Raw genomic sequence first — 19,692 nt, 5'->3', positions numbered from 1 at the left:
TTGCAATAATCATACATCATTCACACCTAAATATATGAAGCCTCTTTTTTTGTTTTTAGCTTTTTTTAGTCTTTTTGCTTGTAAAAATCAGAAACAAAAACCTACAAATCTCACCAAAGATAGTTCTCAAACCTCCAAAATACAACCAGATACCACAGAACTTGCTACGCCTGCTCATTTTACCATTGAAGAAGAAGAGTTTGTTATCAATTTCCCTGCTATGCCTTTACGGGTAGAAGACTCTACCGATAGAGACGTGGAATATTCTGTGCAAATGGGAGATTCAGTAAATTACATTTTATACTTCCGAGATTACAAAGAAGGGGTTATCCAAAAAATGGGAGAAAAAAAATTCTTGCAAAATCAGGAAAAACAAGTAATTGATAAAATGGGTTTCCCGAAGGAAGAGATTTTTGAAAACAAAGAGATTGAACTTAGTGGCTTTCCCGGCATTTCGCTGAAAGCGGGTAGCCAAAAAAATACTTTTTTGGTGTATCGTATTTATTTGGTGGGCAATCGCTTATATCAGTTAGGTATTTCTCATACCAAACGCAATCCTACTAATGAAGAGCAAAAAAACTTTTTAGAATCTTTTCAGCTCAAAAATAGCAAAGTTTCTAAGTCTTGAAACCTTTTGAGGCTTTTCTTTGTTTTCTATCAAAATTTTTCAGCTATGCAAACCGAAGCTACCAAACCTCAACTGCTCAATAAAACGTTGGTAAATGTATTTTCTATTGCTATTCCCGTAGCGGTAGCAGTGCTTTTGGGCATTCGCATCAAAGTAAATTTAGGTGAATGGACGAAATTTTTACCTCATCTAAATGCTGTTATCAATTCACTTACTTCTATTTTACTCATTTTGGGGTTGGTTTTTATCAAACAGAAAAAAATCAAGGCTCACCAAAACGTGATGCTTACTTCTTTTGCATTAGGTAGTTTATTTTTGGTAACCTATGTATTGTATCATTTTTCCAACGAAAGTACCGCCTACCCTGACAATGCTTGGAAGCCTGTATATTTATTTGTGCTCATTAGCCATATTGCACTTTCTATTGGAGTGGTACGTTTTGTACTTTTGGCTTTGTATTACGCTTTGCAAAAAGATTTTGCCAAGCATAAAAAAATGACCAAAATCGCTTATCCTGTGTGGTTGTATGTTTCAATTACAGGTGTAATTGTGTATCTGATGATTAGTCCTTATTATTCATAAAATCAAAAACTTTTCGCTATGAATTTCAATTTGGGTAATTTGGTGGGTAAGGTAAAAGAATTGCAAACTAAACTTCAAGAAGCTCGGGAAGGATTGAAACATCTCTCTGCAACTGCCGAATCGGGAGCAGGTTTGGTAAAAGCCACCGTAAATGGGAATAGACAAGTTATCAGCATAGAAATTGATAATGAACTTATCAAGCCCGAAGAAAAAGAAATGTTACAAGACTTGATTGCAGCGGCTATCAACAAAGCTATGCAAGAAATTGAAAATAAAATAGCCGAACACTTTCAGAATATAGCGGGTGGTATTATGCCCGATATGCCCAATTTAGACTTTGGAAAATTTGGTCTTTGATGCCTACTATTGAAGTCTGCTTTTCGCCTAATTTACTTTCTCTGCACAACCTTAATGATAAAATCGTGGTAGTGGTAGATATTCTGCGAGCTACCTCTTGTATGGTTACTGCGTTGGCTTGTGGAGTAGAAAGTATTTTGCCCTTGCAAGATGTAGAAACCTGTAAATCTATGCAATTGCAGGGCTATCTTGTTGCCGCTGAAAGAGACGGCAAAAAAGTAGAAGGCTTTGATTTGGGCAATTCTCCTTTTAGCTATATGGATTCCCACTTGCAGGGCAAAAAAATTGCTTTTACTACTACAAATGGCACACAAGTTATTAAACTCTCCGAAAGTGCCAAGCAAATCGTTGTAGGGGCATTCCTGAACTTATCTGCAATTGCAAATTATCTTAAAAAACAACAAGGGGACGTTTTAATAGCTTGTGCAGGCTGGAAAGGGCAAGTAAATGTAGAAGATACGCTTTTTGCAGGGGCTTTGGTACAGGAACTTTCACAAGAGTTTTCAACCGCCAATGATTCCGCTTTATTAGCTCAATCGCTATATTTAACTCATCAAGGCAACCTACTTGCTTTTGTAAGTCTCTGTTCTCACGTACAACGCCTGAAAAATTTAGGCATACAAAAAGATATAGAATTTTGTTTGCAAAAAAATGTGTACGAAATTGTACCTATACTCCAAAATGGTAGTTTGGTAAAGCTCACTTCGCAGGTAGCTATCTAATAATCAAATATTTACAAAAACTATGAACGCACTTGCTCGCGAAACCAGCCCTTATTTGCTTCAACACGCTCATAATCCTGTAAATTGGTATCCTTGGGGCAAGGAGGCTTTGCAAAAGGCTTTGCAAGAAGATAAGCCCATTATTGTAAGCATTGGCTACTCTACTTGTCATTGGTGTCATGTGATGGAGCGTGAAAGTTTTGAAAGCAAAGAAATAGCTGATATAATGAATGAGCATTTCATTTGCATAAAAGTAGATAGAGAAGAACGCCCTGATGTGGATAATATTTATATGGACGCCATTCACGCTATGGGCTTGCGAGGTGGCTGGCCCTTGAATGTTTTTCTAATGCCCGACCAAACCCCTTTCTACGGAGGAACTTACTTTCCGCCTCAAAATTGGAAGCACTTACTTTTGAATATCGCCAATGCTTTCAAAAAAAATCGTGCTGAATTGCTGGAATCGGCTCGGGAGTTTTCGCAATTTCTCAACCAAAGCGAAGTGCAAAAATACGGCTTAAAGCCTCAAAATTCGTCCAATACTTTTGCTGAATTAGAGCAAATGTATCAAAATCTTGCTAAAAACTTTGATAGTTTGCACGGCGGTATTGATAAAGCCCCTAAATTTCCTATGCCAAGCATTTGGCGATTTTTGTTAATGTATGTTTTTCTAACCAAAAATGCAGAAGCCGAAAAACATTTACATCTGACTTTACAAAAAATGGCTTTCGGGGGTATTTATGACCATTTAGGAGGCGGTTTTGCCCGCTATTCGGTTGATTCCGAATGGTTTGTGCCTCATTTTGAAAAGATGCTCTACGATAATGCCCAATTGCTTACGTTATACGCCGAAGCCTATCATTTTAGCCAAAATCCTATTTACAAAGAAATTGCTTACGAAGTTTTTGAATTTGTACAAAGAGAACTGGAAGCAACCGAAGGAGGTTTTTTTTCTGCTCTGGATGCCGATAGCGAAGGAGAAGAAGGTAAATATTATGTCTGGAAAAAAAGACACCTTCAAGAAATTTTAGGGGAGGATACCGAGCTTTTTTGTGCCTACTACAATGTTTTGCCGCAGGGCAACTGGGAATACGCCAACAATATTCTTTACAAAAATCTTACAGACGAAGAATTTGCTCAAAAGCATCAAATTCCTTTACAAGAGCTACAAACAAAAGTAAGGCAATGGAAAGGAACTTTGCTGAAAGTGCGTCAGAAGCGTGTTCCGCCCAGCCGTGATGATAAAATCATCACCTCTTGGAATGCCTTAATGATAAAAGGGCTTTTAGATGCCTATAAAGCCTTTGATGACGAAGAATTTTTAGCTACTGCCTTGTATCACACAGAATTTCTTTTAGCTAAACTTTTCAACTCACAAGAGAGCTTTTTGTATCATACATTCAGCTATAAGACCAATGAAGCCAAGCAAAAGGGATTTTTAGAAGATTATGCCTGTACTATTGAGGCACTCATCGCTTTGTATCAGGCAACTTTTGAAAAAAAGTATTTGTTTTTGGCTCAAAAACTTTGCGACTACACCTTGCAAAATTTCTACGACCACAACGAAGGAATGTTTTTCTATACCGATAGCTCCGCTGAAAGGCTCATTGCTCGTAAGAAGGAAATTTTTGACAATGTTATCCCTGCTTCTAATTCTATAATGGCTCATAATTTGTATTTCTTGGGCATTTTGCTTGAAAAACAGAATTATCAAGAAATAGCCACAGGCGTATTATCGCAAATAAAACAACTTTTGCTCAAAAATGTAGAATTTACAGCCAACTGGGCTCTGCTTTTTGCTTATACACTTACGCCTACAGCAGAAGTAGCCATTATAGGCGAAAATTACAAAGAAGCCCACAGAAGTATAGAAAAGCACTTTTTTCCTAATAAGGTACTTGCGGCAGGCTCTGGTACTGATATAGAAATTCCTCTTTTGGAAAACCGCACGGCTCTCAATAACCAAACTACTTTTTATGTGTGTTTTAATAAAGCCTGTCAATTGCCTACGAATAGCCACGAGGAGGCTTACAGACAACTTTTGCAAAGCCTGAAAATTTGATTTTCAGCCAAAAACTTCGTAATTTTGCTTAAATTTTACATATGCGTATGAATGTTCTGCTTGTTTTTCTAAATCCCGCAATCATAACTTCTGTTTTAGTATTTTCTATCCCTTTGGTAGCGATTATTGGAGGCTATTATGTGAAATTAAGACGAATGGAATTAGAAAAAGGAGGAGTTTCAGAAAAAGACCGCAAAAACATTGATTTTCTTTTGCAAGAAAACGAGCGTTTGCGTCAGCGGGTTGAAAATTTGGAACAGATTATCACCAGCATAGAGCCTGATTTGCTTTCTCTCAGACCGCTTCAGAAAGAAAATGACCTACAAAAACAAGTAGAGGAATTGGCACGTAAGCTACGAAATGAGTAATTTTTTTGGAAAAAATTGTTTTTCGGATTGATTTTTTGCAACTTTGCGTTCCAAATTGGCAGTGATGGAAAATGTAAGTCAGTTGAAGGAGTTTTTAGCCACGCCTAAAAATATCATTATTACTACACACTATAAACCTGATGCAGACGCTTTGGGTTCATCTTTGGGGTGGGCAGGATATTTGAAAAAATTAGGGCATAATGTAAAAGTTATTAGCCCAAGTGATTACCCTAAATTTTTACACTGGTTGCCCGGTAACGAAGAGGTACTTATCTACAACCAAAAAAATACAGCCGAAGTAGAACAAGCTGTGAAAAATGCCGATTTGATTTGTTATCTGGATTTTTCCTGTTATCCTCGTTTGGAAGAGATTGCTCCTATATTTCAAAGCGTTAATGGTTCTGCTAAAACTTTACTTGTAGATCACCACATCAACCCTTCCATTCAACCTACTTTTAGTTTCCACAATGTCAAAGCCGCCGCTACTGCACAATTGATTTATGAACTTATCTCCGAACTAGGTGATAAAGACAAAATTGATGTTCCTATTGGTGAGGCTTTGTATGCAGGCATACTCACGGATACGGGCTCGTTCAAACACCCTACTACTACTCGTAGAGTTCACGAAATTGCAGGCGAACTGATTGATATTGGCGTAAATACTACCAAAGTTCATAATCTCATCTATGATAGCAATTCCGAGCAACGCTTACGTTTTTTGGGTTATGTTTTGAGCCAAAAACTCAAAGTTTTACACGAATATCGCACTGCTTACATTACGGTTACAGCTGATGAGTTAAAGCAATTTCACTCACAAACAGGCGACACCGAAGGGGTGGTGAATTACGCTCTTTCTATTGAAGGTATTGTACTTGCTGCTATTATGATTGATAGAGGCGAAAACATTAAACTTTCTTTTCGTTCGGTAGGAGATTTTTCGGTAAATGATTTGGCGGCTCAATATTTCAATGGTGGTGGGCATAAAAATGCCGCAGGAGGTACTTGCTATCTTTCCTTGCAAGAAACTGAAAAGAAGTTTTTAGAAATTATCAAACAGAAAAAAGAAGAATTGCTCAAAGTAAAAACATAGTTTATTTTATGAGTTCCAATTTTACCTACAATCTTATGAAACCTCTCACTATTTTTGTATTAGTCGTTTCGCTTTTTGCATTACTTGCTTGTGAAAAGCCTCGCCGAACCGCCAGCAATGAAGAAAAACTACCCTCGGGAGTTATCTTTCAAATTCTTGAACGCAACCCCAAAGGAGAAAAATTGATGGAAGGAGAATATGCAATGATGCACCTTATCAGCAAAGTAGATACCATTGAAGTAGATAACACCTACAAAAGAGCTAAAATTGATACAAACTTTCGTAAAGGCTTTTCTGTGCTTGTAAAACCTGAAAAGGGTATGCCTACGGAAGTTTTACCTTTCTTGCAGGTAGGTGATAGTGTGAAAATTAAAATCTCTTTGGATACTTTGGTGAAAAGATACCCTTTCTTTGATCAATTTGCCCAAGAGTTGAAAGGTAAAAAAAATGTATTTTTTGAGTATTGGGTGAGAATTACAGGAAAGAAAACCAAAGAACAAGTGCAAAAAGAAGCTCAAGAAGCTGAAAAAAGGCAACAAGAAGACCTTAAAAAGAAAGAGGCCGAGGAGCTAACTAAATTAGAAGCCTATATCAAGGAAAATAAACTTGATTTGCAAAAAACGGCTTCGGGGCTTTACTATAAAATCACCAAAACTGCTCCTCAAAATCCCCAAGCTCAAAAATATGATACCGTCTATGTGCATTACACAGGTAAGTTATTAGATGGCAAAGTTTTTGATAGCTCTTTGAGCAGAAACGAGCCTTTTCAGTTTGTCTTGGGAATGGGTAGTGTAATCAAAGGTTGGGACGAGGGAATTGCTTTACTTCGCAAAGGAGAAAAAGCCCAATTGCTTATACCTTCTAATTTAGGCTACGGTGCAATGGGTGGGGGCTCGGTTATTCCACCTTTTGCAACTTTGTTTTTTGAAGTAGAACTTATTGATATAAAACCCAATAAGCAAAACGCTGAAAACAAAAAATAAACTTGTACGATACGAAATATGAAACTATTGAAAACCTTTGCTTTTATCTTTTTTACTTTTGGGTTGCTTGGGTCTTGCAAACGCAAAGACCCTAATGCCGATTTTTTGGCAGAACAACTTTCTCGCAATGAGCAAGAAATTCAGAGCTACATTGCTCAAAAAGGTTTGCAAATGCAAAAAGACGAAAATGGCATTTATTATCAAATATTTGGTTCGCCCCAAAGCAAAACGCCTGATACCACTTTTCGCCACGTGATTATTAAGTACGAAACACGCCTAATTCCTTCTGAAACCCCCATAGATACCAACTATAAGCTATCGGGTAGTAAAACTCTAACTTTTGCACTGCTCAACCCCACAGGTAACAACCGAACCCTGATTACGCCTCGTGGAATAGATATTTTCTTGCAACTTGGTAAAGAAAAACTATTCAAAGGGCAGAAAGCTATTTTGTTGATGAACCACACAATGGGCTATGGCACGGCTTCTTCACCTTTCTTGCCACCTTATTCGGCTATTCGGGTAGATTTAGAACTGGTTGATGTGAAAAGTGAAACAGAGTTTATCGCCGATAAAATTACTGAACTGAATGTTCCCGTTACACAAAATAAAGATGGTGTAATTTTTAGTCTTACTGATGTAGGCACTACCGATCTAATACGGGATTCTTCCACGGTAACCGTGAAATACATTGGACGTCGAGTGATTGATAATACCATTTTTGATGCTAACCAAAGCTTTACTTTCAAACCTATTGGTAATGTTATCAATGGGTGGCGAATAGGCATTCCTTTGATGAAAAAAGGAGAAAAGGGTTACTTGTTTATCCCTTCCAGTCAAGCCTATAAAGGAACTGGCTCGGCGAATAACTCAGGCTCTTTCGTAGTTTTCCCCTTTGACCCCATTTATTTTGAGATAGAAATTCTTAATGTTACCAACGATTAAACACTATGATTACGCAAATCAATGAGATTATTCGCCACAGACGTTCTACTTATCCCGAGCAATTTGAGGTAGGCAAAAAAGTTGATGATGCTATCATTTGGCAAATGCTTGAAAATGCTAATTGGGCACCTACACATAAAAAAACTGAACCTTGGCGTTTTGTAGTCTTTACAGGCGAGGGGCTTAAAAAATTAGCTGAATTTCAGGCAAATTTGTATAAAGAAAAAAATCAAGGAGAGGCTTTCAGTGAAAAAACTTATCAAATGTTGCTCACGAAACCCCTCAAAGCCTCGCACATCATCGCTATTGGAATGAAACGCCACGAACAAGTACCTGAAATAGAAGAAATTGAAGCGGTTGCCTGTGCAGTTCAGAATATGTATCTTACTGCTACTGCCTACAAACTGGGAGTATATTGGGGGAGTGGTGGTATTACGTATTACCCCGAAGCCAAATCTTTTTTCGGGCTAGGCGAAAATGATAAATTTTTAGGCTTTTTGTATGTAGGTCATATCGCTAAACCTTCTCCTGATGCTTCTCGCAAACCTATTCAAGAAAAAGTTACTTGGATAGAATAGATGTTTGGCAATAAATTTTCTTGCAAATTTAGATTTTTCACAAAAAATGATTAGATTTGCAAGCTATTTTTACGAAAAAGTGCTAATTCAACCAGGTTGTTCTAATGGGCTGTTCGTATAAAAAAACTGCCTTACTCGTAGGTGCTACGGGTTTGGTAGGGTCTATCCTTTTGGAGCAAATGCTTGCAGATGACTACTATCAGGAAGTTATTGTTCTCACCCGCAAGCCTATTTCTCTACAACATATCAAACTTAGCCAACATATTATTGATTTTGAAAACTTGGAGGCTTACGCTCATCTCATCAAAGCCAATGATGTGTATTGCTGTTTGGGAACAACTATCAGAAAGGCAAAAACGAAAGAACAATTTTACCAAGTAGATTTCGTCTATCCTACTGAAATTGCCAAAATTGCTAAATTCAATGGAGCAAGCCACTTTTCCATAGTTACTGCTATGGGGGCGTGCAAAAGCTCCACTTTTTACTACAATCGCGTAAAAGGTGAAGTGGAGGAGGCTATTGAACATTTGCAATTCAAAAGTACGCATATTATTCGCCCTTCTTTGCTTCTTGGCGAAAGGTCGGAGTTTCGTTTGGGCGAAGAGATTGGCAAAGTAATTGCCAAAGGGCTTGAATTTATGATGGTAGGAGGCTTAAAAAAGTATCGCCCCATAGAAGCCAAAGCCGTAGCAGTAGCGATGTATCAGTTAGGTAAAGATGCTTGCAAATTGCAGGGCGGTTTCAAAATTTTTGAGTCTTCTTTCTTACAAACTATCTATGACGAAGAACGCTTTGCTCAGTTTGCAACCTCGCAAGCGTCTTAATCTGATATTTAGCCTTTGCTATTAAACTTATTCATTGCATTGCTAATACCTTCCAAACAAAAAGTCAGTACTGCTTGAGAAGCTGTTTCTAAAATCTTAGGTAACTCTTTTTGCTCGTCAGTAGAAAAAGGACTAAGTACATACTCCGCTTGCATACCTTTGGGATAATTGTTACCTACCCCAATACGCATACGAGCATACTCCTGACTTTGAAGCACTTCTTGAATATTTTTTAATCCGTTGTGTCCGCCGTCAGAGCCTTTGCTACGCAAACGGATTTTTCCAAAAGGCAAAGCCACATCATCGGTAATGACTAATATGTTTTCCTGCGAGATTTTAAGTTCTTGTTTCCAATAATTAACCGCCCTGCCACTCAAATTCATATAAGTTGAGGGTTTGATTAAAAAAATATGCTTTCCTTTATGCTTAAAATCGGCAACATCAGCAAGGCGGTCGGTTTGGAAATTAGCTTCTTGCATAGAGGCAAGTTTATCCACTACCATAAAACCAATATTGTGCCGAGTAAGAGCATACTCCGAGCCAATATTACCCAATCCTACAATCAGAAATTTTTGCATACCTAACTGAACTCCTTTTCCATTCGTTTTCTTTCGTTTTCGTCGAGGTAAATTTTACGCATACGAATAGCCGTGGGGGTTACTTCCACGTACTCATCTTTCTGAATGTACTCCATAGCTTCCTCCAAAGAAAACTGCACTTTGGGAGCAATTTTTACATTTTCGTCAGAGCCTGCGGCACGCACATTTGTCAGTTTTTTAGCTGTTTGAACATTTACAACCAAATCAGAGCCGCGTGTATGTTCGCCGATGATTTGCCCACCATAGACTTCCTCGCCGGGGTCAATGAAAAATTTGCCCCTATCTTGCAATTTATCAATGGAGTAAGCCGTAGCAGGACCTGTATCTTTGGAAATCAGCGAACCACTGGTACGTTCAGGAATATCGCCTTTGTAGGGTTCATAACCAATGAACCTGTGTGTCATCACGGCTTCGCCTTGGGTAGCAGTAAGCACCAAGTTTCGCAAGCCAATTAGCCCACGAGAAGGAATTTTGAACTCCAAATGTTGCAAATCGCCTTTGGGCTCCATTACCATTAGTTCGCCTTTGCGTTGGGTGGCGAGTTCTATTACTTTTCCTGCTACATTTTCAGGAACATCAACCACAAGCGTTTCAATAGGTTCGTGTTTTTGCCCCTCTATTTCCTTGAAAAGCACGCGTGGCTGTCCTACTTGCAACTCATAACCTTCTCTACGCATCGTTTCAATCAGTATAGAAAGATGCAAAATACCTCTGCCATAGACAATAAAGGTATCTTCGCGGTCGGTGAATTCTACACGCAAAGCAAGGTTTTTTTCTGTTTCTTTGAGCAATCTATCTCGTAAATGGCGAGAAGTAACAAATTTGCCATCTCTACCAAAAAAAGGTGAGTTATTGATAGTGAAAAGCATACTCATTGTAGGCTCATCAATGGCAATTCTTGGCAGAGCTTCGGGCTTTTCTACATCTGCAATAGTATCGCCAATTTCAAACTCTTCCAAACCAACTACGGCACAAATATCACCTGCTTGCACTTTTTCTACACTGGCTCGGTTTAAGCCTTCAAAGGTTTGCAATTCTTTCACACGCATCTTTTTCACAGAACCATCGGCTTTACACAAAGCCACTTGCATACCCACGGCAATTTCACCCCTATACACACGCCCAATGGCAATTCTGCCTAAAAAGTTGGAGTAATCCAGAGAGGTAATTTGCATCTGCAAAGAACCTTGCTCGGTTTTAGGAGGAGGAATAACCTTCAAAATGGTATCTAAAAGCGGTGTAATATCGGTGGTAGGCTGTTTCCAGTCATAGCTCATCCAGCCTTGTTTGGCAGAACCATAAAGGGTTACGAAATCTAACTGCTCTTCGTTAGCACCTACATTGAACATCAAATCAAAAACAGCTTCGTGTACTTCATCGGGACGGCAGTTGGGTTTATCTACTTTGTTGATAACCAAAACAGGTTTCAAGCCCAACTGAATGGCTTTGGTAAGTACAAAACGCGTTTGAGGCATAGGACCCTCAAAGGCATCTACCAAGAGCAATACGCCATCAGCCATTTTTAACACACGCTCTACCTCGCCTCCAAAATCGGCGTGTCCGGGTGTGTCTATGATATTGATTTTAGTATCTTTGTAGCGAATGGAAACATTTTTAGAAACAATTGTAATACCACGCTCACGTTCAAGTTCGTTGTTGTCTAAAATCAGGTCATCAAATTGCTGATTTTCTCTGAAAAGTTTGGCAGAGTGAATCATTTTATCTACCAAAGTAGTTTTTCCGTGATCTACGTGAGCAATAATCGCAATATTTCGGATATTCATAGAGGCTTGTATTTTTTGAAGGTGCAAAGATACAAAAAAAGACGGAAACTTGTTTGCGTACTTGTGTTTTTATCAAAGAATTGATAAATTGTTTGCAAAATATTCATTTATGGATAAAATTCCCAACACTATTGCCCGACCGCCTTGGGTGTTGTATGGAAAAGGTTATATCTTGCTGTATCGTTTTGAAAAAACTTTTATAGAACAAAATGGCTTTTTACCCAAGCACTTGTTAGATAAATTTAAGGGTATTGTGGGCAGTGTTATGCTTGTAGATTATGCTGAATCACCTGTGGGGGCGTACAAAGAACTGCTTTTCATTCCAGGTCTTTTTCAGTTCAGACAAAGAAAGGCTTTTCATATTTCCAAAATTTACGTTTCTACCTACGAAAGCGTATGGAATGGCATTGAAAACTGGGGTATTCCCAAAGAACTTGCTGATTTTCGTTGGGAAAAAGTAGAAAAAGGTTTTGAACGTTTCGTGGTAAGCAAAGACGAGAGAAACTTTTTCAGTGCAGAAATCAAACCTTACGGCTTGCCTTTTTATGTAAATACAGCGTGGTTTCCGTTTCATTTTTACCAGTGGCGAAAAGAAACACTTTTACACACTACCCCACAAGGGAAAGGCTGGGCAAAACTCTGCAAAGTGCAAAATATTCAAGTCGGCTCTGATTTGTTTCCTGATATTAGTCGGCAAAAATTGCTTGCGGCAATTGCTGTGCCTCGTTTTACGATGAAATTCCCCGAACCTCAACAAGAATAATTTTCAAAAAATGGCTCTAAATACCTCATCAAGTTTGCTCATTGCCTTGATTTGAATTTTGAAATTAGAGGTTTGTAAGCCTTTAAGGTTGTAACGAGAGATAAAAATAGTTTCAAAGCCTAACTTTTCAGCTTCGCTGATGCGATTTTCTATTCGGCTAATGGCTCTAATTTCTCCTCCCAAGCCCACTTCGGCGGCAAAGCAAATCTTCGGCGAAATAGGAATATCTTCATAAGAGGAAGCTACCGAGCAACACACTGCCAAATCAATAGCGGGGTCTTCTATACGCAAACCGCCTGTAATGTTCAGAAAAACATCTTGCGTACTTAGCCGAAAGCCTCCTCTTTTTTCCAAAACAGCCAGCAACATATTGAGCCGTTTGCTATCAAAGCCTGTGCTACTGCGTTGAGGCGTGCCATAAGTGGCAGGACTTACCAAAGATTGCACTTCAATCAGTAAAGGGCGATTTCCTTCCATCGTTGCCCCAATGCTCACGCCGCTTAAAGTTTCCTCTCTTTGCGAAATAAGTATTTCCGAAGGATTGCTTACTTCTCGCAAACCTGTGGCAAGCATTTCGTAAATGCCTAATTCAGAAGTAGAACCAAAGCGGTTTTTGGTAGTCCGTAAAATGCGATATGCCAAATGTCTATCACCCTCAAATTGCAAAACCGTATCCACCATATGTTCCAAAACCTTCGGACCCGCAAGTGTCCCTTCTTTGGTGATATGTCCTATGAGAAAAACGGGGGTGGCAGTTTCTTTGGCAAATTTCATTAGTTCGGCGGTACATTCTCGCACTTGCGAAATGCTACCCGCCGAAGATTCAATAAATGCAGAATGAAGTGTCTGAATGGAATCCACGATCACAATATCAGGCTCTAAATTTTCAATCTGCTTGAAAATATTTTGTGTGGAGGTTTCGCAAAGCAAATAACACTCTGCCCCCTTTTGTTCCAGGCGTTCTGCTCTCATTTTAATTTGCTGTTCGCTCTCTTCTCCTGAAACATACAAAACTCTCTTTCCACGCAAACCCAAAGCGATTTGAAGCATTAGCGTAGATTTTCCGATACCCGGCTCACCGCCAATAAGCACCAAAGAACCCGCCACAATACCCCCACCCAAAACTCTATTGAGTTCTTTATCAGGTGTGAGCATACGCGGTTGAGCCTCAAAATCTACTTCTGCAAGCAATTTGGGCTTATTGCTGATTTTCGTGGAAGTACTACTTTTCCATTCGCCTTTGCTGGGTTCGGTTTTTTCTAAAATTTCCTCTACAAAGGTATTCCATTGTTGGCAAGAGGGGCATCTGCCTAACCATTTGGGCGACTGATACCCACAACTCTGACAAAAGAAGGTTGTTTTTGTTTTAGCCACTGAACAATCTTTTTGAGCCTTGAAAATACGAATATTTTATCAGGAGATTTTTAAGGCTTCTCATTTTTTTGCAAAAATATTAAGTTGTTAGGGGTAAGATGAATATCTAAAAGTTTGAATTTTGCTAAAAATGACACAGAACTAAAAAAGCTAACCTGAATGGTTAGCTTTTCGTTTTAATATTCGTCTTCGTTGAAAAAGAAATCCTCTTTAGTTGGATAATCGGGCCAGATTTCTTCAATGTTTTCGTATGGTTGCCCATCATCTTCAAGTTCTTGCAAATTTTCAATTACTTCCATAGGTGCTCCTGAACGAATCGCATAATCAATCAGTTCATCTTTGGTAGCGGGCCAGGGAGCATCTTCCAAATACGAGGCTAATTCAAGAGTCCAATACATAAGGCATCAAAATTTATAGTTCAACAATTTACCAAAAATGTACAAAAAACAAAAATATGTGGGTTTATTTTTTGGGAATATAGTTTTTCTGAAAATTTTTGGGTGGTGTATAAAGTTTTTTGAGTTCTTTATCAAACTCTTCAAGCATTATATTTTTCACCTGAACCTTACGCTTTTGTGTAGCTAAATTGAAACTTTTGTGTTCGGGTTTATAGTTATCGCTACTTTCTGCAATATGAATTTCTTGCTCATCTTTACGGATAAGTTCTCGTAGGAAACTGGTTTTGATACGGAACTGGTCTAATTTGGGTTTTTGATAAAAATCGGGGTACTTTCGCATTACTACTTTCATTAGGTAGCTTTCTTCAAAAATTCTATCGCAAGCATAACGAAAACGATTGGCAAGATTTTTATCCAAGTAGCGAGGGTTATTGACTTCGTTTTTCCAAGTTACAAGTAGCTGTTTGGCTTCATTTACGCTAGCTTCAGTATTTACACCAATCAGACTTTCAGCACGCTTGCAAAGTTTTTCCTGAATGATACGAGCTTGCTCCAAAGGGTCTAATGGTTTGATTTGCTCCACAGGTACTCCTTCCTTGAACTGCTTGTATCGGTGAAAAAACTCATTATTGATTTTTTTGAAGCGTTCCCAATATTTTTCTAATTTTTTTTGAGGTACTTTCCCAATGGTTTTCCATTGTTGTTGCATTTCTTTGAAAGCTAATGCCGTAGCTTCAAAATCGTCAGAAAGTTTAAGAATGCTGGCTTTATCCACAAGCAGGCGATATTGATTAAGCCTATTCTTGACCTCCTCGGCTTTTCGCTTGAAATGCTCTTTTTTATGCTGATAATACGCCTTGATGAGTCTTGTAAAATGATCTTCCATTTCTGCCTGTTGCGATTCCTCCACTGCCCCTGTACGAATCCAACGTTGTTTGAGTTCTTCTACTTTGGCATCAGTTGTTTTCCAATCGGTTTCATCTACGAGCAGAGCCAAATCGGCAAGAATTTGGTTTTTAATATCCAAATTGCGTTGTCTGTTTTGCTCTATCAAAGAACGTAGAAACTTCTCCAATTCATCTAATCGAGAAAGTAATACAGGAAAATCGCCCAATCCTTTGAATTGTAGGGTATATTCGCGAAGGTGGAGCAATTTCATTAGATAAGAGCCTTTGTTTTCGGCTTGATGAATATCTTGTTCAAGTTTATTGATTTTTTCACAAAGTTCGGCATAGCGTTTTTCAAAATATTCAATAGATTTTTCATCAGTTTCTTTGACTACTCCAATTTCTCTATCAGGATAGTTCAAATAGCCTTTCAAAAAAACTTTGCCATCTGCAATATAGCCGTAAGGGTGATTGTAGGTAATGTTCATAGCAGTTTCAATTTTTATAGCCTTTACATCAGAAATATAAGGCTATGCGTTGAAAAATAGTGTTTTAAGCTATTGAGGTTAGGTAACAAAGGTAACAATTTTTTTCAAAAAACGTTCCAAAAAAAGCAAAAATTTATTCACATACTTTGATATACTCGGTAATGAGCTTGAAAAGCTCTTTGTACTTTGTTAGGGGTAGTGTTTCAGGTTTATCATCAATATCGTGATAGGCTTTTATGCCACCCATTGTGTAAATAAAAAAGGCTTTTACACCTTTTTCTGAGAAAAAGTAATGGTCAGAATTGGCGGCTTTGCCTCTTTTGGCTATTTTGGGTAGTAACTGATATTTTTCGTTGATTTTTTGCAAGATTTCAAAGTCTTTTTCAAAAATCGCTCCGTTCACTATCGTAATCCCTTCATCTCCTGTGCCTACCAAATCTAAATTGAGCAAAACTTTAATTTGTGCAAGAGGAAACAAAGGGTTTTGTGTGTAAAATTGTGAGCCTATGAGTCCTGCTTCTTCGGCGGCAAAAGCTATAAAAGCTACGGAATATTTAGCAGGATTTTGCTGATAATAATGAGCAAGTTCTAAAAGCATAGTTATACCACTGGCATTATCATTAGCACCGGGGAAATAAATATTGCCCATACTACCCAAATGGTCATAATGAGCTGTAAAAACTACGAAGCTATCGGGTTGTATAGTACCTCTGAGGTAGCCAATCACATTACGGGTATTGTATTTTTCAATAAACTTATTGCGGATATGAAAATTGATTTGCTTGTAAGTAGGCTTCCAAACGCTTTGTAAAATTTGAATTTCAGGTATTTTATCTTGCCATACAGAAACGCTTGCAGTGAGTTTGGGGTGCAAAGAAATCCATACGCTTGCCTGTTCTAATTTTTCCATTTCACTACGGCTCAATTCGGCAAATTTTTTTGACCAACGAATGGGATAGACCAAGGCTTTTTTTCGGAAGTCTTGCTCAAAAAACTTTTTACGGCGGTCTTTGTCTGAAAAGAGAAGCGTATCCAATAAAACTATCCGAACTTTACCAAAAGCCGAAGGACTATCGGCACTGATAATAAAATCTTTCCCTAAAATCAATTTTTTGTTATCCAAACTGCATTGAATTTCTTTGGGAAAAGTGTTGATACTTGTGCTAAAATTTTGAAAATAAGAGTTTTCAAAACGCTGTAAGCCAATTTTTTCAAACTCTTGGGCAATCCAAGCGGAAGCCAGCGAATCACCTTTTTTTACATAGCCTCTGCCATTGAATTCGGGGGAACAGAGCTTTTGAAGGTTTTTACGAACTCGGTCTAAATCTTGGGAAAAACCTGTGAGAGCAAAAAAGAGTAAAGTGAAGGAATAAACCAAAAACTTGCACAATTTCATAGCGTCACGCCGTTGCTAATTTCAGTCCTTGTCGGGCTTTGATAATATCACAAGCCGTGTAAATGGCTTGTAACATAGAATTGGGATTTGCCTGATTTTTTCCTGCAATATTGTAAGCGGTGCCGTGGTCGGGTGAGGTGCGTACAATGGGCAAACCCGCCGTATAATTTACTCCTTCTTCAAAAGCCAAAGTTTTGAAAGCAACTAATCCTTGGTCGTGATACATAGCTAAAATAGCATCATAAGAGGCGTATTTACCACTACCAAATAAACCATCAGCAGGAAAAGGACCATATACTAAATTGCCTTGTTTGCGAATTTCACGCACTACGGGTTCAATAATTTCAATATCTTCCGTACCCAATAGTCCCTCTTCGCCTGCGTGAGGGTTTAGACCAAGTACAGCAATTTTAGGTTTCTGCACCCCAAAATCTTTCTGCAAAGTACGAATGAGCAAGCCAAGTTTGCTTTGCAATTTTTCTTTGGTAATTTTAGACGCAACCTCTTTCAAAGGAATATGCCCTGTGAGCAGAGCTACTTTTAGCTTTTCGCTTACCATACACATCAACGATTCGCTTACACCGAAGTTTTCAGTAAAATACTCGGTATGCCCAACAAACTGAAAGTGCTCATTCTGAATATTGTATTTGTTGATAGGAGCAGTAACTACACCTTGTAAAACGCCACGCAAGAGGTCTTTGGTGCAGGCTTCAAGGCATAAAAAGGCGGCTTTGCCTGCTTCGGCAGTTATTTGTCCGGGTTGCACTTCGGCATCATCAAAACAATTGATAAGATTGATTTTGCGGGGGTTTGCTTGTTCGGCATCTTTGATAAGAATAGCATTAAATTCTTCAATCTGCAAAATTTTACGATACTTGCTCAAAACTTTCAGAGAGCCATAGATAATGGGTGTGCAAAAAGCAAGCAGACGAGTATCGGCAAGAGCCTTTAATACGATTTCAGGACCTATGCCATTGTAGTCTCCTAAGGTGATGCCTAAAATGGGTTTTTCATCTTTTTTGACTTGCATAGTCATTCATAATTTGGTAAAGGGAGCAGAAAATTTTAGCCCCTGCAAAGCTAAAATTTTCTGCCCATCTCTAATGTATTTTGTTATCTTTTTTACAACATTCGGGTAGTTTTTTGTAGGCTTTGGGGTTGGCAGGTAGCTCATCGGCATCGTAGCCTGCTTTGTTGATAGCCTTTTTGATTTTGGTAACATTTGTTTTTTTAGGGTTGTATTTGATGGTTACGATTTTAGTTTCTACATTCAAATCGGCACTAACAACCCCCTTTTCATAACTTAAATCTTTTTCAATTTTCTTTTTACACATTCCGCATACTGCCGAAGTTTTGATTTGTACTTCTTGCAAGTCTGAGGCTTCTTGGGCAAAAGCCAGCATTACTCCAAACATCAAAGCAAAAAGAAAAGCAAATTTTTTCATATTACATTGTAAATTAGGGTTTTAATTCAAAAAATAAGGCTTAAATTAGCTTATTTAGTAAGCAAAAAGCGGATATTTCTGCATTTGTAGATTTATTTTTTCACGGATTTGGTTGAGCTTGGTGTCGTTATCGTGATTTTGCAGAGCTTCATCAATCCATTCTACAATTTGAAGCATATCGTTTTCTTTCAAGCCTCGTGTAGTAATAGCAGGCGTCCCCAGACGCATACCCGAAGTTACAAAAGGTGATTTATCATCAAAAGGAACGGCATTTTTGTTGATAGTAATATCAGCCTTGATAAGGGTTTCTTGGGCGAGTTTGCCTGTAAGATTTTTGGAGCGTAAGTCAATGAGCATTAAGTGATTGTCTGTTCCGCCAGAAATAACCTTGTAGCCTCTGCGTATAAATTCTTGTGCCATAGTTTGGGCATTTTTACGCACTTGCTGGGCATATTCAGCAAAAGAAGGCTCTAATGCTTCGCCGAAGGCTACTGCTTTGGCGGCAATGACGTGCTCCAAAGGTCCGCCTTGCGTACCAGGGAAAACGGCTGAATCTAAAAGTTCAGACATCATTCGCAATTCTCCTTTGGGATTTTTCAAACCAAAAGGGTTTTCAAAATCTTTTCGCATCATTATCAAGCCTCCACGAGGACCGCGAAGGGTTTTGTGGGTAGTAGTGGTAATAATATGGCAGTATTCCAAGGGGTCGTTTAGCAGTTTTTTGGCAATTAGCCCCGAAGGGTGTGAGATGTCTGCCATTAGCAAAGCTCCTACTTGGTCGGCAATGGCACGCAAACGAGCATAATCCCAATCGCGAGAATAAGCTGAAGCCCCGCAAATAATGAGTTTGGGTTTTTCTCGCATAGCAATTTCTTCTACTTTATCCCAATTGATAAGCCCAGTTTCGGGTTCTACGCCGTAAAAAGAAGGCTGATAGAGCTTACCCGAAAAATTGACAGGTGAGCCGTGTGTGAGATGTCCGCCGTGAGAAAGGTCAAAACCTAAAATTTTATCACCGGGCTTTAGAACCGCCAGCATCACCGCCGCATTTGCCTGAGCCCCCGAATGAGGTTGCACATTTGCCCAAACTGCTCCAAAAAGTTCTTTTACTCTATCAATGGCAATTTGTTCAATTTCATCAACTACTTCACAGCCGCCGTAATAACGTTTTTTAGGCAGACCTTCGGCATATTTGTTAGTAAGTACGCTTCCCATAGCTCGCATTACTTGCTCAGAAACAAAATTTTCGGAAGCTATGAGTTCTATGCCGTGCAATTGGCGTTTATATTCTTGCTCAATGAGGTTGAAAATAGTCGTATCTTTGTACGAATGTGTTGCAGTAGAATTCATTTGCGTTGCGGTTTTTGTCCAAAAGTAAGCAAATTCTGAAAAAAGAACAAATTTTGATTTTTTTTTTGT

The 19,692-nt window shown here is 38.6% G+C and carries 21 protein-coding genes; 12 read left to right on the top strand and 9 right to left on the bottom strand.

Annotated features, from left to right (window positions below; translation table 11 throughout):
• Positions 1-34 precede the first annotated feature (34 nt).
• The 11 genes from Rain11_RS08950 to Rain11_RS08900 all read left to right on the top strand — a co-directional run bounded on the left by Rain11_RS08950 (position 35) and on the right by Rain11_RS08900 (position 9,139).
• Entirely contained in the window at positions 35-628 is a 594-nt protein-coding gene (locus tag Rain11_RS08950; protein ID WP_101359018.1) for a hypothetical protein, read from the top strand.
• A gap of 45 nt (positions 629-673) precedes the next feature.
• The gene (locus Rain11_RS08945) at positions 674-1,210 is read left to right on the top strand and encodes a DUF420 domain-containing protein (RefSeq protein WP_101359017.1); all 537 of its coding nucleotides are present in this window, start codon (positions 674-676) and stop codon (positions 1,208-1,210) included.
• An 18-nt stretch (positions 1,211-1,228) separates the two neighbouring features.
• A complete protein-coding gene (locus Rain11_RS08940; RefSeq protein ID WP_101359016.1) occupies positions 1,229-1,567 on the top strand; it encodes a YbaB/EbfC family nucleoid-associated protein in 339 nt (112 codons plus the stop codon).
• A complete protein-coding gene (locus Rain11_RS08935) occupies positions 1,567-2,289 on the top strand; it encodes a 2-phosphosulfolactate phosphatase (protein ID WP_101359015.1) in 723 nt (240 codons plus the stop codon). Before Rain11_RS08940 ends, Rain11_RS08935 begins: the two co-directional genes overlap by 1 nt.
• Positions 2,290-2,311: 22 nt before the next feature.
• Positions 2,312-4,351 carry a thioredoxin domain-containing protein gene (locus Rain11_RS08930; protein WP_101359014.1) on the top strand — a complete coding sequence of 680 codons (2,040 nt, stop codon included), beginning with the start codon at positions 2,312-2,314 and terminating at the stop codon, positions 4,349-4,351.
• 47 nt (positions 4,352-4,398) lie between these two features.
• Positions 4,399-4,719: a hypothetical protein gene (locus Rain11_RS08925; RefSeq protein ID WP_165778104.1), complete on the top strand. Its 321-nt coding sequence runs from the start codon at positions 4,399-4,401 to the stop codon at positions 4,717-4,719.
• Between the two features lie 64 nt (positions 4,720-4,783).
• A complete protein-coding gene (locus Rain11_RS08920) occupies positions 4,784-5,809 on the top strand; it encodes a DHH family phosphoesterase (RefSeq protein WP_101359035.1) in 1,026 nt (341 codons plus the stop codon).
• Positions 5,810-5,817: 8 nt separating this feature from the next.
• Entirely contained in the window at positions 5,818-6,792 is a 975-nt protein-coding gene (locus Rain11_RS08915; RefSeq protein ID WP_101359012.1) for an FKBP-type peptidyl-prolyl cis-trans isomerase, read from the top strand.
• Positions 6,793-6,810: 18 nt separating this feature from the next.
• Positions 6,811-7,737: an FKBP-type peptidyl-prolyl cis-trans isomerase gene (locus Rain11_RS08910; RefSeq protein WP_101359011.1), complete on the top strand. Its 927-nt coding sequence runs from the start codon at positions 6,811-6,813 to the stop codon at positions 7,735-7,737.
• Positions 7,738-7,742: 5 nt separating this feature from the next.
• Positions 7,743-8,315 (top strand): nitroreductase family protein, encoded by a 573-nt coding sequence (locus Rain11_RS08905; RefSeq protein ID WP_101359010.1) that lies wholly within the window; start codon positions 7,743-7,745, stop codon positions 8,313-8,315.
• Positions 8,316-8,419: 104 nt separating this feature from the next.
• Positions 8,420-9,139, top strand: a complete 720-nt coding sequence (locus Rain11_RS08900; protein ID WP_101359009.1) for an NAD(P)H-binding protein — start codon at positions 8,420-8,422, stop codon at positions 9,137-9,139.
• A gap of 8 nt (positions 9,140-9,147) precedes the next feature.
• Here Rain11_RS08900 and pth read toward each other — a convergent pair whose 3' ends face one another.
• Both pth and typA read right to left on the bottom strand, forming a co-directional pair.
• The gene (gene pth / locus Rain11_RS08895; RefSeq protein WP_101359008.1) at positions 9,148-9,717 is read right to left on the bottom strand and encodes an aminoacyl-tRNA hydrolase; all 570 of its coding nucleotides are present in this window, start codon (positions 9,715-9,717) and stop codon (positions 9,148-9,150) included.
• 2 nt (positions 9,718-9,719) lie between these two features.
• The gene (gene typA / locus Rain11_RS08890) at positions 9,720-11,522 is read right to left on the bottom strand and encodes a translational GTPase TypA (RefSeq protein ID WP_101359007.1); all 1,803 of its coding nucleotides are present in this window, start codon (positions 11,520-11,522) and stop codon (positions 9,720-9,722) included.
• Positions 11,523-11,631: 109 nt separating this feature from the next.
• On the opposite strand from typA, the gene Rain11_RS08885 reads away from it, so the two are divergent.
• Positions 11,632-12,285 (top strand): acetoacetate decarboxylase family protein, encoded by a 654-nt coding sequence (locus Rain11_RS08885; RefSeq protein WP_101359006.1) that lies wholly within the window; start codon positions 11,632-11,634, stop codon positions 12,283-12,285.
• A gap of 3 nt (positions 12,286-12,288) precedes the next feature.
• Here the strand turns inward: Rain11_RS08885 and radA are convergent, their stop codons facing one another.
• The 7 genes from radA to glyA all read right to left on the bottom strand — a co-directional run bounded on the left by radA (position 12,289) and on the right by glyA (position 19,623).
• Positions 12,289-13,659, bottom strand: coding sequence for a DNA repair protein RadA (gene radA / locus Rain11_RS08880; protein ID WP_101359005.1), 1,371 nt, complete (start codon positions 13,657-13,659; stop codon positions 12,289-12,291).
• A gap of 176 nt (positions 13,660-13,835) precedes the next feature.
• The gene (locus Rain11_RS08875; RefSeq protein WP_101359004.1) at positions 13,836-14,057 is read right to left on the bottom strand and encodes a DUF2795 domain-containing protein; all 222 of its coding nucleotides are present in this window, start codon (positions 14,055-14,057) and stop codon (positions 13,836-13,838) included.
• A 64-nt stretch (positions 14,058-14,121) separates the two neighbouring features.
• Positions 14,122-15,432 (bottom strand): DUF349 domain-containing protein, encoded by a 1,311-nt coding sequence (locus tag Rain11_RS08870; RefSeq protein WP_101359003.1) that lies wholly within the window; start codon positions 15,430-15,432, stop codon positions 14,122-14,124.
• Between the two features lie 133 nt (positions 15,433-15,565).
• Positions 15,566-16,828 (bottom strand): M28 family metallopeptidase, encoded by a 1,263-nt coding sequence (locus Rain11_RS14005; RefSeq protein WP_207764442.1) that lies wholly within the window; start codon positions 16,826-16,828, stop codon positions 15,566-15,568.
• 4 nt (positions 16,829-16,832) lie between these two features.
• The gene (gene pdxA, locus Rain11_RS08860) at positions 16,833-17,858 is read right to left on the bottom strand and encodes a 4-hydroxythreonine-4-phosphate dehydrogenase PdxA (RefSeq protein ID WP_243390572.1); all 1,026 of its coding nucleotides are present in this window, start codon (positions 17,856-17,858) and stop codon (positions 16,833-16,835) included.
• 70 nt (positions 17,859-17,928) lie between these two features.
• The gene (locus Rain11_RS08855) at positions 17,929-18,273 is read right to left on the bottom strand and encodes a heavy-metal-associated domain-containing protein (protein WP_101359001.1); all 345 of its coding nucleotides are present in this window, start codon (positions 18,271-18,273) and stop codon (positions 17,929-17,931) included.
• Between the two features lie 54 nt (positions 18,274-18,327).
• Positions 18,328-19,623 (bottom strand): serine hydroxymethyltransferase, encoded by a 1,296-nt coding sequence (gene glyA, locus Rain11_RS08850; RefSeq protein ID WP_101359000.1) that lies wholly within the window; start codon positions 19,621-19,623, stop codon positions 18,328-18,330.
• Positions 19,624-19,692: the final 69 nt, after the last annotated feature.

The sequence above is a fragment of the Raineya orbicola genome (assembly GCF_002843425.1).
In the GTDB taxonomy this organism is placed as follows: Bacteria; Bacteroidota; Bacteroidia; order Cytophagales; family Thermonemataceae; genus Raineya; species Raineya orbicola.
The sequence above is the reverse complement of the archived record's forward strand: the minus strand, read 5'-3'. Positions and strand labels throughout refer to the sequence as shown.